This window comes from Chitinivorax sp. B, assembly GCF_005503445.1.
In the GTDB taxonomy this organism is placed as follows: domain Bacteria; phylum Pseudomonadota; class Gammaproteobacteria; order Burkholderiales; family SCOH01; genus Chitinivorax.
This window is the reverse complement of sequence record NZ_SCOH01000067.1, coordinates 1-14,776: the sequence shown is the minus strand read 5'-3', so window position 1 is coordinate 14,776 and position 14,776 is coordinate 1. Positions and strand designations below refer to the sequence as shown.

Below are 14,776 nucleotides of genomic sequence, written 5' to 3'. Positions count from 1 at the left end.
CCCCCCGCTCCGGTCGATATCCCAGTCATGGTCGGCGCCGCGCTTTCACAAGTTCCAGGTGGGCAATATCGTGCTGGTGGTGGTGTCGAGGCTGGTCAATTTGTCCAGTTCGATCCCAATCAGGGCTTATCGGGCTTTGATGCACCAAGTGGCGCCAGCCTGCACCGCAATACTGCTGTCGAATCCAGCCGTGGCAGCTTGAACCTGCCCAATGGGGCGGTTGCATATTGGGGACGCTGGGATGAAAACCCACCATCGCAAACCTTTATCCTGTCGCGCAATGGTGTGGTACAGCCCCATAGCGGGCCGTTACACTATCTGTTCAGCCCGATGCAGACTTTGCCAGTCAATCTGACCGCCGCCAATATGGGGATTGCCGCTGCGCGCTATGTGGTAGCTGGCGGCACCTTACCCACTTCTGAAAACCCAGGTGAAACCGGCCAATTGCAGGATCTGCAGATGACCGTGAATTTTGCCAACCAGCGGATCGACAATTATCAGGTCAAAGTGGATTTCAACGGCCGTACCTTCAGTGGCGTCAACACCGATTTTGCCCCACTGCAACCGCACTTCCGGTTGAACTTGGCTGGAACCTGCATCGGCTGTGTCACACTGGAAATTCCGGTCATGGGTGAAGCACAAGGCGCGCTGATCGGCCCCCAAGGTGAAGGAGCCATCACCAGTTTTGGTCTCAACAGCCTCAGCACTATTCACCATGCCTTGGGCAATGGTGTGTTACAGCAGATCGATCGATATGGCACGCCGCCAGCAATCGGCCCCATCATCGGGCCTGAAGTCATGGTTGGCGCAGACATTGAGCAGCTGGCTACGCATTACATGCCCGGTAACGGCATACACATGACCCAGATCAAGCGGGATGCGAACGGCAATGTGATCAGTTTCGACGACTTCACCGGCCTCTCGTTTCGCGCCAACGCAGCCATCCTGCAAGACGCGGGTAACATGACACTCCCCACTGGGGCGACCAACACCCAGATCAACTGGGGACGCTGGGAATCGATCCCGCCGACCGCCGAGTTCCAGGTCACCCAGAACGGTTTTCCCAAACAAGACATCAACAGTTTTTACTTCATCCATGCTGATCGCCTGACCCCCCCAACCAATATGACCCCGGAGCGACTTGGCATCACCACGGCCATCTACGACAAGATTGCCGGTCCACCCGCCACCACGGCGATTCTGGGTGAGCTGGGCAACATCGATAAACTGACGGTACAGGTCAATTTCGCCACGCATCAGATCGAACGCTACGATGTCGGCGTACAGTTCGCCAATCGACGTTTTGACGCGAGCCAAGCTAACACTACCATGTTGGCGCCAACGTTTTCGGTGGGCCTGACTGGCCAGTGTACCGGTTGCAGTGCAGCGGCAATCCCTGTCAATGGCAATGCCAGTGGCGCCTTTGTCGGGCCACAGGCAGAAGCTTTGATCACCACCTTTGGCCTATACATGTCAACGGGGAACCAGGCTGTAATCGGTGGAGCTGTCGCCAAGCGTTGACGGCTGATCCATCATGCGTGCCTTTCTGGCCAAACATCGCTGGCAGCTGCTGCTCAGCCTAATACTGCTATTGCTACTGATGGGCCATGCTGGCCGTTTCTACCGGCTTGCCCCCATCACCACACTGGAACAGCAGATTTACGATGCCCGCATGCAACTGACCATGCCGGGTACCTTTGACGATCGCATCGTAATTGTCGATATCGACGACAAAAGCCTGGCTGCCATCGGCCGCTGGCCATGGCGACGTGATAAGGTATCCACCTTGGTTGACCGCCTGTTCGATCAATATCATGTCGCGGTATTGGGCTTTGACATTGTATTTGCCGAACCGGATGACAGCTCCGGGCTGGCCATGTTGCAACAGCTTGGGGCCACGGTACTCAAGCCGGTTCCTGCTTTTCAGGCCTTGCTACCTGAGTTGACGCAACAGCTCGACTACGACCAGCGATTCAGCAACAGCCTGGCCAACCGGCCAACCGTGCTGGGTTATTATTTCAGCGGTGAAGTCCCGCATGAATCCGGCCAGTTGCCGCCGCCTGCCTTACCATTGTCCACTTTGGCAGATCAGGGCCAAAGCCTGACCAGAGCCCAGGGCTTTGGTGCGAACCTGCCTAGTTTTACACAGGCGGCGATGGCTGCGGGCCATTTCAACCCAGCGGTGGACGCTGATGGCATTACCCGCCGCGTATCGTTACTGACTGCCCATGGCAATGGTGCCTATGAACCGTTGGCACTTGCTATGGTGCGCGCCTACCTTGGCGCCCCAGCCATCGAACCCGGCTATCCAACCACCCCTGGCGACCTGACCCCGCCATTGGAATGGCTGACCGTCGGGCCACTGATCATTCCCGTAGATGAGCGCGCCATGGCACTGGTGCCATATCGTGGGCTGGCTGGCAGCTATCACTACATTCCCGCAGTCGACGTGCTGAATGGTACCGTGCCAACTGAAAAATTGGCCGGCAAAATCGTGCTGATGGGTACCACAGCGCCTGGTTTGAAGGATTTGCGGGTCTCTCCGGTACAAAGTGTCTTTCCCGGCGTCGAGGTACATGCCAACCTGATCGCCGGCATGCTTGATCAACGCATCCCTTACCAACCTGGCTATTTGCTGGGTGCGGAGCTGTTGTTATTGCTGGTACTGGGTTTGCTGATGACTTCTGCCCTGCTGTTGTTGGGCCCGATGTGGGTCAGTCTGCTGACGCTGGCACTGTCCAGCCTGGCCATTACGACCAATCTGCTGCTGTGGCAGGAAGCCCACTTGGCTGCCCCACTGGCTTGCACACTGCTGCTGATTGTGGGTTTGTTTACACTGAACATGACCTATGGCTATTTTTTCGAAACCCGCCGCAAGCGGCAGATGGCCACCCTGTTTGGGCAATATGCACCGCCCGAACTGGTAGCCAAGATGAGCGAAGACCCTGAAAAATACACCATGGAAGGTCGTAGTACCGAACTGACCGTATTGTTTTCAGATGTACGTGGTTTCACGTCATTGTCGGAAAACATGGAGCCCAAGGCACTGGCCAGACTGATGAATGAATTCCTCACCGAGCTCAGTCAGGTCATTCGCCAACAGCATTTGGGTACCATTGATAAATACATGGGCGATTGCATCATGGCTTTCTGGGGGGCACCATTCCATGACCCCGACCACGCCCGGCAAGCAGTAATGGCCGCCCTGGATATGCAACGTGCCATTGAAGCCCTCAACCCACGTCTAGCCGCTCAAGGCATGCCCACCCTGACCATTGGCGTAGGGGTGAATACCGGCCGAATGACCGTCGGCGACATGGGCTCGCAATTCCGCAAGGCTTATACCGTGATGGGAGATGCGGTGAATCTGGCATCACGGCTGGAGGGGCTGACGCCCATTTACGGCGCGGGTGTCATCGTTGGCGAAATCACCCGACAATCCGCACCCGAACTAAGCTACCGCGAACTGGATCGGGTACGCGTCAAGGGTAAGGCCGAATCGGTCACCATTTATGAACCCGTCGGCTTGACTGCCAATATCACGCCCGCCATACAGGTCGAGCTGGATTGCTTCCATCAAGCGCTAACCCTCTATCGGGCACGCGAATGGCAAGCGGCACGCGACCTATTACTGCAATTGCAGGCAGACCACCCGCAGCACAAACTGTATACCCTCTATCTGGATCGGACAGCACAGATGCAGCAGCACCAGCCTGGTGACGACTGGCAAGGCATACATGATTTTGACCGACGGCAGGCAGCAAAGTCGTCACCTCGATAACTCACCGGCCAATTACGATCTTTGGGCCTGTGATGGGCATATCCCCCTGCGCCATTAGCCATGCAATCCCCAGGACGGGATCGAACCCTCATTTGGCATGGAAGTTAGGCTCGCGATGAATCGCCGAGCTGGGGAAAACACCCAAAATCCCCAGCTGATTTATGCTAAAAGCGTATTTTCACTGGTAAAAGTGTGCTTGCCCTACACAAAAGCTCACATGCTAGACATGCGAAAGCCATAGTTTAGGATGTCATTGGCAAGTTCGATCCCGCCTCGATGCAATCCCGACAAGATAATATTCAACATGCCAATATAGAAATCCGATAATTCAAGCTAACAAGAAATAACCAATTACCAAATACATGCATATACAGAATTTAATATGTACTGGAGAGATTACTTCATTCTTAAATACAATCCAGATCGCCCCACCTTTATCACCACGGGATACTGGCCTGGCGGGATGACCATGCTATTCGTTGAAGGCAAAGACATTCCTGGTTATCGGCATGCCGGTAACGACAGCCATTCATTTGAATAATCAAGCACGAGGTAACCGACTTGCTGCTTATCTAAAAATTGAAATAAAACTGATAAAGATAAGAACCAGCTTTTCTCCTGTCACCCTTCTTCACCCGGAAGCGCTGTTCTTTTCGATTCGTCTCAACCGCGCAGCATCACCTGCATACCGGTTGGCGTACTTTCGACCTCCACAGCTTGAGCTGTGAGTCCGGGCATATTGAATACTCAGGATCTTCAACCGAACCATCAGATACAGGAGCATCAAGCATGTATGATCTGGACAATCCGGCAGCTCCAGCAAGTACAACGCAAGTACACATTACGGGCACGTTGTTCAAACGCTGGATGAAATCATGTAAATCGCCCAGAATTGACGAAGGCAATGCCTATCAAATCGTCGCCATGCTACTCGAAGGCAAGAAGGAAACACTCGGCACCGCTGAAATCACCCCCAATTGGCATCTCACCATGATGGGTAATCGAGATAGTACGGTATCAACCAATTTCCACTTCAAGATCGAAATTGGTAAACCTTACTCACACTACTGGCATTATGTGCTACACCGGAATGCAACCACGCAGACCTGGTACTGGGTTGGACACCCCAATCCCAATTGTACCGCGACCAACCAGGGCGGCGGCGGCGGCGGGTCCGACATACAGCTCATCAGGTCAAACCTTACGCTGGTGCAGCTGGAAGCACGCCAACGCCCCGCAATGGAAAAAGGCATGAACAAATCGATTCGAGACAAGCTGGTTGCGAAGCTGACCCAATGGGACCAGGCGGGCATCATTCAAGCCAATACCAGCGGTGTCTTTGATGGCGGCACCACTGTCTGATACTCATCTAATTGAGCCTACGTGCAGCAAAACGGCTGCACGTCATATCACGGCGCATTCTTCCCCAGCACTTCCGACACCACCATTGATACGGGTACAACCCGATCTCCCCCACCCTGGCTACGGCAGTAAACTGACATATCAAAATCAAACTTTATTCACCATTTATATTCAACATATCGACCATCAGCATAATCACAAGCAGCTTATGAATCAGTATCGATGATTTCACCTGTTTAACCATCAGCCTTATTCCGTCTTGCCGACCATCGCATCAGGCAAGGCCTCATCCATGCTTTACCCTTCACACATATTCCTATCATTGTCAAATACAAAATAACAACATTCGAAATAATTAACATCCAAATTATCCACGCCACCACACAAGCACCAACACAATATCAATTACCTGAAATTCTCGAAATACCTGCTAATTTGATACCACAGTAACATGGATATTTATTATTTAAATCAAATTTCCAGCATATACGCCATGACAAAATCCACATCACATACCATGCCCCCTTATGGGAATGCCATTCACCAAGCTATTGCCAGCGGTGATCTGAGTCAAATGAAAGCCTTGCTTCAACAGGGCGAACAACATTTGCAACAGTATGACGATTTACATAAAGCGGTCGAACAATTGAAACTGGAAATCACGCGGCTCGAAAAACGCTAGGTGCTCAGCGTATTCGGCCACCTACCTAGGTTCTGTTGGGATCGTTTCGTACACGTGCCGGAACGACGCCAACAAACCTAGTACATCAACCCTGGAGGTAATATGTCAGGTACCAATCCAAGTAGTGAAGGTTTGTTCCCCGTCAGTTACATCATCGGCACAGGCTTGGCCGGCGCCAAGACGCTGGTGTTGAATCTGCTGGTCTATCCGCCTCAAAACACGGTACGGGGCACCGCAGCAATTGAGCAGGCCGTCAACCCGCCGCTTCAGGTTCATTCAGACATCTGGGGGAATTACACCTATCTGACGGTCGTACCACCACAAAACAGCCGCATTCTTATCACGGCAGAAGGCAACCATGGCGGACCACGCGCCAACTCGCCTGTCAATTTCAAACTGCATCTGGTGCTGGAGCACGACTGGAAATCCGGCGTTGCCAATTACAGCTATATGGACAATGGCATCTGGTATGAAGTGGAAAATGTGCCGGCCAAGCTGAATACCCAACTCACCTCCCATGTAAAAGGAGCGTCACTGGAGGCCAACGCCGCCTCGCAACAGATTCCCCCGATCATGGTGTTGTATGCGGCACCCATCCATGGCGCACTGGCCTCGGGCGATCGGGTGCAGATGAAAGCACTGGCCACGCTAGCCAAACAGCAACTGGATGGTCAACCGCAACTGCGCAAGGAACTGGATTCGCTGAAAGCGGAAATCGCCAAGCTTGAACGCAAGTAATACCCTTCCATGCAAGGCTGGTTTCGCACCAGCTTTGGACATTGCAAAGGAGCCGGTTATGTCAGTTGAACTATTCCATGTTCGTTACAGCATTGCCACGCCTGGTATTGGCGCCCCCGTATTGACGCTGGACCTATTGGTTGACGCACCGCGCAAGCGAGTCAGCGGCCTGGCCAGTATTTTCCAGAGCACCAACCCACCTGTCGAATTCAAGGCCGATGTCTGGGGCACATTCAGCAAAGCCAAATTGGATCCCGCCGTCGAACACCACATCATTCTGTCACTGGCCGGCAGTCCCAGCGGACCAACCAGCCAGCTCGCCGAAACCTTCCACCTGCATGGCATCCTCAATCAGGATTGGCAAGGTGGTTATGCCAGCTATCGGTACTTCTATGGCAACCGTTGGCAACAGGTCAATCATGCCGTGATCACCCCCGACAACGAGCCACGAGCGCCAGAGGCAGGTACCAAGCCAACCCACCATCATGCCATGCCGCTCTATGCCGCTGCACTGCAGCAAGCCCGTGGCAGCAACGATCTGGCTCAGATGAAAGCATTGGCCAGTCAGGCAGAACTGCAACTATCGCAACATGAACAGATTGCCAGCGCCCTACAGCAACTGAATGCTGAAATCAGTCGACTGGACAATCGCCAATAGCCTCGCACCACAGCCAGTCCCATCACCGGCCCACCATGCTGAGGCCGGTGATGTCTTTCGAAAGATGCCTGTCATGCCTGATACCCAGTCACCACAACGCCCGGCCCGTTATTTAAGTGAAGAGGACTTCAAGCGATTCATACCCGTTCATGTAGTATGGGAAATCACACTGGCCTGTGACCTGAAATGCTTGCACTGTGGATCACGTGCGGGCCATCGCCGACCATCTGAACTCAATACCACAGAATGTCTGGAGGTCATCGATGCTCTGGCCGCCCTGGGTACCCGCGAAATCACACTGATCGGCGGCGAAGCCTATCTACGCAAGGACTGGACACAGCTGATCGAAGCCATCCGCCGACATGATATCTATTGTGCGGTACAGACTGGCGGGCGCAACCTCAATCCCAGACGCATGCAAGCGGCCATCGATGCCGGCCTGAATGGCGTTGGTGTCTCGCTGGATGGCCTGGCCCCCTTGCATGATGCTGTCCGCAATGTACCCGGATCATTTGACAAAGCAGTCGATACACTACGCCGTGCCAAAGTTGCCGGCTTGGCCACCAGTGTCAACACGCAGATTGGCGCCGCCACCATGGCGGATCTACCTGCCTTGATGACACTGATCATCGAGCTGGGCGCCAAACAATGGCAAATTCAATTGACCGTTGCCATGGGCAATGCCGTCGACAATCCCCACCTCCTGTTACAGCCATATCAATTGAACGAGTTGATGCCACTGCTGGCCAAACTGTATCAAACCGGCGTGGAAAACGGTCTGCTGATGACTATCGGCAACAATATCGGTTACTACGGCCCCTATGAACATCTCTGGCGCGGCTTTGGTGATGAACGCATCCACTGGGCTGGTTGTGCAGCCGGCCAGACTGTACTGGCACTGGAAGCCGATGGCACCGTCAAGGGCTGCCCATCACTGGCCACTGTCGGGTTTTCGGGTGGCAATGTACGGGAGATGTCCCTGTCGGACATCTGGCATCACAGCGAAGGCATCCACTTTGGGCGCTTGCGTTCTGTAGACGATCTGTGGGGTTACTGCCGAGGCTGTTATTACAACGATGTCTGTCGTGGCGGTTGCACCTGGACTTCCCATTCCCTGCTCGGCAAGCCGGGCAACAATCCCTATTGCCATTACCGTGTGCTGGATTTGCAGAAACAAGGACTACGGGAGCGAATCGTCAAACTGCAGGACGCCGCTCCAGCCTCATTTGCCGTCGGCCGCTTTGACCTGGTGACCGAACGGATTGATACCGGCAAAGCAGTCAGTAGCATCAGCCGAAGCGGCCAGATTGTCGAACTTACCTGGAAAAACAAAGGCAAACGCGCACCCGAGCAAGGCCGACCGCCCACCACCCTGGCCCTGTGCCGTGGCTGCCTACAATACGTACACCCCACCGAAATAACCTGTCCACACTGCCAGACCAACCTGGCAGCGGCAGAGGCCACATACCAGCAAGATCAAGTCAGACGGCAACAAATCATGGATCGGCTACGTAGCCTGTTAGGCCTGCCCAACCAATAAGCAGCCGCGTCATTACACTTACTTGAACAGACTTTCATACGCATCGACAGCAGCTGCTGAATACCTGAGTTCAGCCAGCATTCGCGTGCACCACACGAAAGCCCCTCAGTGAAATCACGATCTGAGCCACCAAAATCAGACAAAGTGGTATCGCTGCCCAAACCATCGCCATGGTAGGTCTGAGTGCCCTGTGGCGTAATACGGAACAGCGGGTCATCGATGGCCCCACCGTGCACGGTGCGCCACAGCGGGGTTTGGTATTGCCCGGTTGGGTAGCCGGCAATGATGTCATCACCCAGATACTGGTAATCCTGACTGCCCGCGCCATCTGTGCGGCCGATGCGCTGGCCGTCGGCGTCGTAACAGTAGCGGCTCAGCAGCGTGCCGGCGGCGCTGTCCAGATTGATCTGGGTCAGTTGTTGCTGGCTGTTGTACTGGAAGGCGTGTTTGACATTGCCGACCGTTTTCAGGGTCAGGTTGCCATTCGGGTCGTATTGATAGCTGGCCAGCAGCTAGCCGCTGGCGGCAGTTATCCGCCGAAATCAACCACTCTGACCCCTACGATTCTTTATTGCTACCAAATATCTCTAAAATATCTCCACTAAGGTCAGCGCTACTAAGCTCATCATTCAAAATTGAAATAACAGAATCATCAATGGATAGAGTATTGAATATCTTATTTACAGCACCAATATCAATACACCTTTCATAATAATCCTGTGCCCAGGCATGATAATAATTCGAGTCATTTTCTAGGAAGCCGAGCAATGAATATGTACCCAAGCCTTTTGGCGATACCATCCAAGTAGATGCACGCTCTAACCGCCAAAAAAAATAACTCACATTAGCGAGCGAAAAAGCCGGCTCACCTTTAAAACTTGCAAAATTATTAGGGACATTTGTCATTAATATCGATGGATTGGCATCTCCAACTTCGTATAAAACCTTACCAACAGCACCTTCACCTGTAAACAATAGGAAATACTCATTGCCTGACCCATCTCTCATTGAGGCCATAGATTCGTTTTCATCAACATTCCAGTCAGCATTAAATGAGAAATATCGATACTCCCACTCAGGCATTAGTATTGCGTCTAATAATGCTAGAGCCTGCGAACGCCTCTTAACCATCTCAATCGAAGGAAGATTATCAATACTAAGAATTTCATGGTTCATGATTCAGCAAAGCCTAATTTCTACCACTCCCGAAAACCTCCCATTCGAATAAAAATCCCGCATTCTTTATTACTTCACAAATTTTAGACAAAAACTCAATAGCCAGCCCATTAGGATGAAACTTGCAAATCAGTCTTATCTTAATATCCTTACCAACAGCATTAGGATATGACTCATTTATTTCACCCCCTTCAACGAAGGCCAAATATGAATTTATTTTCTCTTGTATGAGAAAATGGTGATTTTCAATCTCCTCAGGCCACTCTAAATGATCTGATATTGTCAGAATAACTTCGCCAACCTCATTAATTCCAATTAAATCAATTACATTGCTATCTTCAACAGACATACCGCCCCCTAAGGCCTTACTATATCTACATCAGTTGGTGGGATCACCGTGCCGCCGGGATACCCAGGCTTCCCATTTCCTACAACAGTTGCACCCGACGTTTTAATCTCTGGGAAAGCTTTCTTTTGATTCTTTGTCAATGGTGCGGTTTGAGATGCTTTACATTCGGTACATACGATATTTCCCTTAGAATCCCTGCCAACTATGTCAATTCTCGTTTTAACTCCACTTGGCATCTTCACAGTAAGTTGTTGTACAACATTGCTTTGAGTTTGCCGAGTCTGATTCAACACTTGTTGTTCGAATGCGTCTCCAGCAGCTTTGTTTGCTTGTAAGGTGCTGGCAGATCTAACAGCAGCAGCAGGCCTAACAGGAATAGCATACGCCGCAGGAGGTAGGCCAATTGGAACACCTGGTAATGTTGCACCAGTACCACAACCATTACATATTTCCTTCGCCAACCAGATCGGCTCAGGTAACTGCGATGCCCCACCCAGCCGCTGTGAGCCACTCGCCATGTCCGGCAGCGGTAGCACGATACTGGCCTGTCGTCCGGTGGCAGCCGCCCCCTTGATGGTGCCACCATAACCAGACGCTACATTGTAGCCACCCGACGATGGACTGGCATACAGGCCGTAGGGGTCAACCAGATTGATCGGGTCTGCATCCACATAGCCATACTGGTTGATGCCACCCTGCAACCCAATCGGATCGCGCTGCGTAAACCGCCCAATACTCGGGTCGTACCATCTGGCACGGTAGTACACCAGCCCGGCCACATCCGGTTCTCTTCCGGTGTAACCATACTGCGGAATGTCGCCCTGCCCGTTGAGGCGATTGCCCCAGGCATCGAACTGTTGCCATGCCTGTAGCAGGCCTTGCGCATTGCTCAGCCCGACGATGCTACCCAAACCATCGCCATGGTAGGTCTGGGTGCCTTGGGATGTGATCCTCAGTAATGGGTCATCGATGGCCCCACCGTGCACGGTGCGCCACAGCGGGGTTTGGTATTGCCCGGTTGGGTAACCGGCAATGATGTCATCACCCAGATACTGGTAATCCTGACTGCCCGCGCCATCGCTGCGGCCGATGCGTTTACCGTCGGCATCGTAACGGTAGCGGCCCAGTAGCGTACCCGCGGCGCTGTCCAGATTGATCTGGGTCAGTTGTTGCTGGCTGTTGTACTGGAAGGCATGTTTGACATTGCCAACGGTCTTCAGCGTCAGGTTGCCGTTCGGGTCGTATTGGTAGCTGGCCAGCAGCTTGTCGCTGGCGGCAGTTATCCGCTGAAATCAATCGCTATGATCCCAACGATTCCGTTGGCAATTTTCTATATCAAAGCTCTTCTGAGTCCTTTAAGATTTAGCTGCTAAGGCATCTCTGCACGAATCAAAAATCGAAAAACAGCGCCCAGTAAATTCAAGCACTTAAGATTGAAGAATCTGTCAAAATCTGATTTGTGCAGAGGTGCCTTAATTAATACTATTTAATGGTATTTTATCCTTTTCAGCCATCAATCTAAATGCATTGATGAGCTCTTCATAGTTACATGTTTTGTGATTAATAGTCACAGCAATTTCCCCATCTAACTTTAGTTTATTCTTACCCTTCTCATTTAAAACAAAGCGAATGGAGTCTCTCATTATTACTATTTCTTCAATTCCTGAATAAACTGACTGAGACTGATCATCTATTTCAAGATAAATCCCACCCATCCCCAACTCTAAATCCTGCTCGTCATACTCACTTGCCTGTTGAAGTAAAACATAATTTCTGGGATGGTCTTGACTGTCAGACAAGCCAATCATCAGATAGCCTTCTTCTTCTTGAACAAAAGCATGATGTGCATCAAACGCATAATTCATAATGTCACCTATTTCTTTGGTCTTGCTACCCAACGACGAGTCTTTCCATCCTCCCGCCACTGGTAAATTATAGAAGCCCCTGTTTCTGAGCTTGCTTTATTCATGTAACCCTTACATGAGTTACAAGGAGGAAGCTGCCCAGTAATTGTCATAGAGTCACCTTGATTTAAAGGGACATTGGTAACTGCTCGCGCTTCCGTATGTGAGGCCAATGTACTTTTTGGAAAGCCTAGTGCTTGCTCCGCAGGTGTCATATTGCCACTCACAATTCTTTCGTGGCGAATTATCCTTCCAGAAGAATCTCTTACTGTAGTGTTGGCGTTATGGTGTAACTTATCTACACCTTTAGGGCCAGTTCTCGATACAACTCCATCAGCAGCCCACTCTGCAGTATTATCCAACATACCCTTATAAAACCGGCTAACCGCACTTTCCCCACCGCCTGCGGTAAGTTGGGCTTCATTGGGCTCCGGCTGAAGGGTATTGGTTCTTGGATCATGCCTTAAACGGAACGTAGGCGTTCCCACCTGATTACGGAAATCATTCCCCGCACATAAATCACCAATCCCGCATGCAGGCTGGCTCCAGTCAGACATTGTCTCCATATTGGCACGGAGACTCTGCCCACCTGAGCCCATGACTGGCCCCGAGTTGTTCACATAGGAAGACAGCTTCACAGGCTGAACCGCTTGCGCCAGCAACCCCATCGGATCAACCAGATTGATCGGGTTTTGACCGACATAGCCATACTGATTGATGCCACCCTGCAACCCAATCGGATCACGCTGGGTGAAGCGCCCAATACTCGGGTCATACCATCTGGCCCGGTAGTAGATCAGCCCCGCCACATCCGGTTCTCTTCCGGTGTAACCATACTGCGGAATATCGCCCTGCCCGTTGAGGCGATTGCCCCAGGCATCGAAGCGTTGCCATGCCTGTAGCAGGCCCTGATGGTTGCTCAGCCCGACGATGCTACCCAAGCCATCGCCATGGTAGGTCTGGGTGCCTTGATTGGTAATGCGCAGCAGCGGGTCATCGGTGGCCCCGCCATGCACGGTGCGCCACAGCGGATTCTGGTATTGCCCAGTTGGGTAACCGGCAATGATGTCATCACCCAGATACTGGTAATCCTGACTGCCGGCGCCATCGCTGCGGCTGATGCGTTTACCGTCGGCATCGTAACGGTAGCGGCCCAGTAGCGTACCCGCTGCGCTGTCCAGATTGATCTGGGTCAGTTGTTGCAGGTTGTTGTACTTGAAGGCGTGTTGCACAGTGCCAACACGCTTCAGGGTCAGGTTGCCGTTCGGGTCGTATTGGTAGCTGGCGGCAGTTATCCGCTGAAATCAATCGCTCTGACCCCAACGATTCCGTTGGCAATTTTCTATATCAAAGCTCTTCTGAGTCCTTTAAGATTTAGCTGCTAACAAAGGTGCTACCGTTTTAGCCAAAAATGAAAGCTCTTCTTTATTAATTTCTTCTAATAGCCATATAAGAGAATCTTTTATAGCTTTAGGTGAGCTCCTAGTTTGCCTAGTTAAACAAGCACGCGAATTGTCGTTATTAAGCACTCTCATCAATACAACCGAAGCCCATGCTGGCGCTTTTTGACGTAAATCTGGCAGTATAAGTAACATCTCATGAATATATGTTTCATCGTCAAATGCCTCTGCAGCATGGATCAATGAGAACATTCCTTCTTCAAAAAGAGCATCGTCTCGCAATAGCAAAAGCATTCTACCAATACTGCACGGTTGCTTGAATATAGCAACCTTTGAAATGGCTTTATCTATGTCCACCGGTGATACTTCACATGTTGAACATACAACTCTTTCAAGTTCATTAAGAGCATCTTCAATGACCAGTTTATCCATACTAATTCTTCCCAAAAATTTTCGGAAAGGCTGACTTATTTTGCTCGATTAATTCTTGCAACTTTTTCCGAATATAAGAACCATACAACCCATCCTGCGTATAGATACGTTTTGCATCTCGCACTCCAGATGCCAAGGCATCACGTGGGGGCATGATTACATCACTATTTGTGCCATATGTAGCAGTTTGACGATGTCTTCCCCCACTTCCCGGAGAAGGTTGTTCCATGTTAATGGAAATTCCATCCGCATGTTTTACACCATGTTGCGCCATATGGTTTGCAGACGGGATGTGATGCGGAGTGATGTTGTCACCCTTTGTACCAGCAGCCTTTAATACACGGTATGTTGCCACGTTTCCTTCCCCTGGCAATAACTGCTTAGTCGGCGCGGATCCTCGAATTGACAACACCATTGTCAATCTATCAATCGTGTTGGGGTTAGCAAATGCACTTGCTATGATTCCCGGTACGGCATATAACGGGCTTCCGGTCTCCTGCTCCCTCTGAATCCAATAATCAGCAGCATTCTGCCAGCGATCAAGTGCCACCTGACGATCCTGTTGTTGCCGGGCCTCATAGTTGGCCATCATCGAAGTCAACATCTGCTTGCCGGGTTGCACGGCCAGTGGTGAATTGACGTAGCTGGTCTGCCTGACCGGTTGCGGCTTCGCGGACGTCAACCCACTTGGGTCGATCAAGTTGATTGGATCACCATCCACATAGGCATACGGGTTCAAGCCCCCGGCCAAACC

Annotated in this window: 16 protein-coding genes and 1 pseudogene; 10 read left to right on the top strand and 7 right to left on the bottom strand. The window is 51.6% G+C overall.

All coding sequences use genetic code 11. The features are described from left to right. The 8 genes from FFS57_RS25370 to FFS57_RS23265 all read left to right on the top strand — a co-directional run. A partial coding sequence (locus FFS57_RS25370) for a hypothetical protein (protein WP_171014167.1) occupies positions 1–1,521 on the top strand: 1,521 nt, incomplete at its 5' end. A 13-nt stretch (positions 1,522–1,534) separates the two neighbouring features. Then, the gene (locus FFS57_RS23295; protein ID WP_137940230.1) at positions 1,535–3,781 is read left to right on the top strand and encodes a CHASE2 domain-containing protein; all 2,247 of its coding nucleotides are present in this window, start codon (positions 1,535–1,537) and stop codon (positions 3,779–3,781) included. 789 nt (positions 3,782–4,570) lie between these two features. After that, entirely contained in the window at positions 4,571–5,143 is a 573-nt protein-coding gene (locus FFS57_RS23290) for a hypothetical protein (protein WP_137940229.1), read from the top strand. A gap of 493 nt (positions 5,144–5,636) precedes the next feature. After that, a complete protein-coding gene (locus tag FFS57_RS23285; protein ID WP_137940228.1) occupies positions 5,637–5,825 on the top strand; it encodes a DUF1843 domain-containing protein in 189 nt (62 codons plus the stop codon). A gap of 102 nt (positions 5,826–5,927) precedes the next feature. Continuing rightward, positions 5,928–6,563 (top strand): DUF1842 domain-containing protein, encoded by a 636-nt coding sequence (locus FFS57_RS23280; protein WP_137940227.1) that lies wholly within the window; start codon positions 5,928–5,930, stop codon positions 6,561–6,563. Between the two features lie 58 nt (positions 6,564–6,621). Continuing rightward, positions 6,622–7,221 (top strand): DUF1842 domain-containing protein, encoded by a 600-nt coding sequence (locus FFS57_RS23275; protein ID WP_137940226.1) that lies wholly within the window; start codon positions 6,622–6,624, stop codon positions 7,219–7,221. A gap of 73 nt (positions 7,222–7,294) precedes the next feature. After that, positions 7,295–8,761 (top strand): GDL motif peptide-associated radical SAM/SPASM maturase, encoded by a 1,467-nt coding sequence (locus FFS57_RS23270; protein ID WP_137940225.1) that lies wholly within the window; start codon positions 7,295–7,297, stop codon positions 8,759–8,761. A 170-nt stretch (positions 8,762–8,931) separates the two neighbouring features. Further along, positions 8,932–9,366 carry a hypothetical protein gene (locus tag FFS57_RS23265; protein WP_137940224.1) on the top strand — a complete coding sequence of 145 codons (435 nt, stop codon included), beginning with the start codon at positions 8,932–8,934 and terminating at the stop codon, positions 9,364–9,366. Here FFS57_RS23265 and FFS57_RS23260 read toward each other — a convergent pair. The 3 genes from FFS57_RS23260 to FFS57_RS23250 are packed head-to-tail and all read right to left on the bottom strand — an operon-like array spanning position 9,320 to position 11,272. Next, complete coding sequence (locus FFS57_RS23260; RefSeq protein ID WP_137940223.1) at positions 9,320–9,937, bottom strand: hypothetical protein; 618 nt, start codon at positions 9,935–9,937, stop codon at positions 9,320–9,322. The genes FFS57_RS23265 and FFS57_RS23260 overlap by 47 nt on opposite strands. A 13-nt stretch (positions 9,938–9,950) precedes the next feature. Continuing rightward, on the bottom strand, positions 9,951–10,286 hold the full coding sequence (locus tag FFS57_RS23255) for a DUF6572 domain-containing protein (protein ID WP_137940222.1): 336 nt from the start codon (positions 10,284–10,286) through the stop codon (positions 9,951–9,953). A gap of 8 nt (positions 10,287–10,294) precedes the next feature. Continuing rightward, positions 10,295–11,272: an RHS repeat-associated core domain-containing protein gene (locus tag FFS57_RS23250; RefSeq protein WP_137940221.1), complete on the bottom strand. Its 978-nt coding sequence runs from the start codon at positions 11,270–11,272 to the stop codon at positions 10,295–10,297. Between FFS57_RS23250 and FFS57_RS25365 the strand changes: the two genes are divergently transcribed. Continuing rightward, a complete protein-coding gene (locus FFS57_RS25365; RefSeq protein WP_171014166.1) occupies positions 11,267–11,416 on the top strand; it encodes a hypothetical protein in 150 nt (49 codons plus the stop codon). The genes FFS57_RS23250 and FFS57_RS25365 overlap by 6 nt on opposite strands. Before the next feature lie 63 nt (positions 11,417–11,479). Further along, positions 11,480–11,659 carry a hypothetical protein gene (locus FFS57_RS23245; protein WP_137940220.1) on the top strand — a complete coding sequence of 60 codons (180 nt, stop codon included), beginning with the start codon at positions 11,480–11,482 and terminating at the stop codon, positions 11,657–11,659. Positions 11,660–11,758: 99 nt separating this feature from the next. Here the strand turns inward: FFS57_RS23245 and FFS57_RS23240 are convergent, their stop codons facing one another. The 4 genes and pseudogenes from FFS57_RS23240 to FFS57_RS25905 all read right to left on the bottom strand — a co-directional run. Continuing rightward, positions 11,759–12,151 carry an Imm10 family immunity protein gene (locus FFS57_RS23240; protein ID WP_137940219.1) on the bottom strand — a complete coding sequence of 131 codons (393 nt, stop codon included), beginning with the start codon at positions 12,149–12,151 and terminating at the stop codon, positions 11,759–11,761. Between the two features lie 8 nt (positions 12,152–12,159). Beyond that, a complete protein-coding gene (locus FFS57_RS25910; protein WP_502705938.1) occupies positions 12,160–13,485 on the bottom strand; it encodes an RHS repeat-associated core domain-containing protein in 1,326 nt (441 codons plus the stop codon). A 72-nt stretch (positions 13,486–13,557) separates the two neighbouring features. Next, positions 13,558–14,022 (bottom strand): Imm30 family immunity protein, encoded by a 465-nt coding sequence (locus FFS57_RS23230; RefSeq protein WP_137940218.1) that lies wholly within the window; start codon positions 14,020–14,022, stop codon positions 13,558–13,560. A 1-nt stretch (position 14,023) separates the two neighbouring features. Continuing rightward, a pseudogene (locus FFS57_RS25905) lies at positions 14,024–14,776 on the bottom strand (hypothetical protein); the annotation flags it as partial.

What these genes read in the sequence shown, in the direction of transcription:
- FFS57_RS23295 (WP_137940230.1), top strand. Translation starts at nt 1,535, where the DNA reads ATGCGTGCCTTTCTGGCCAAACATCGCTGGCAGCTGCTGCTCAGCCTA.
- FFS57_RS23290 (WP_137940229.1), top strand. Translation starts at nt 4,571, where the DNA reads ATGTATGATCTGGACAATCCGGCAGCTCCAGCAAGTACAACGCAAGTA.
- FFS57_RS23285 (WP_137940228.1), top strand. Translation starts at nt 5,637, where the DNA reads ATGACAAAATCCACATCACATACCATGCCCCCTTATGGGAATGCCATT.
- FFS57_RS23280 (WP_137940227.1), top strand. Translation starts at nt 5,928, where the DNA reads ATGTCAGGTACCAATCCAAGTAGTGAAGGTTTGTTCCCCGTCAGTTAC.
- FFS57_RS23275 (WP_137940226.1), top strand. Translation starts at nt 6,622, where the DNA reads ATGTCAGTTGAACTATTCCATGTTCGTTACAGCATTGCCACGCCTGGT.
- FFS57_RS23270 (WP_137940225.1), top strand. Translation starts at nt 7,295, where the DNA reads ATGCCTGATACCCAGTCACCACAACGCCCGGCCCGTTATTTAAGTGAA.
- FFS57_RS23265 (WP_137940224.1), top strand. Translation starts at nt 8,932, where the DNA reads ATGGTAGGTCTGAGTGCCCTGTGGCGTAATACGGAACAGCGGGTCATC.
- FFS57_RS23260 (WP_137940223.1), bottom strand. Translation starts at nt 9,937, where the DNA reads ATGAACCATGAAATTCTTAGTATTGATAATCTTCCTTCGATTGAGATG.
- FFS57_RS23255 (WP_137940222.1), bottom strand. Translation starts at nt 10,286, where the DNA reads ATGTCTGTTGAAGATAGCAATGTAATTGATTTAATTGGAATTAATGAG.
- FFS57_RS23245 (WP_137940220.1), top strand. Translation starts at nt 11,480, where the DNA reads ATGTTTGACATTGCCAACGGTCTTCAGCGTCAGGTTGCCGTTCGGGTC.
- FFS57_RS23240 (WP_137940219.1), bottom strand. Translation starts at nt 12,151, where the DNA reads ATGAATTATGCGTTTGATGCACATCATGCTTTTGTTCAAGAAGAAGAA.
- FFS57_RS23230 (WP_137940218.1), bottom strand. Translation starts at nt 14,022, where the DNA reads ATGGATAAACTGGTCATTGAAGATGCTCTTAATGAACTTGAAAGAGTT.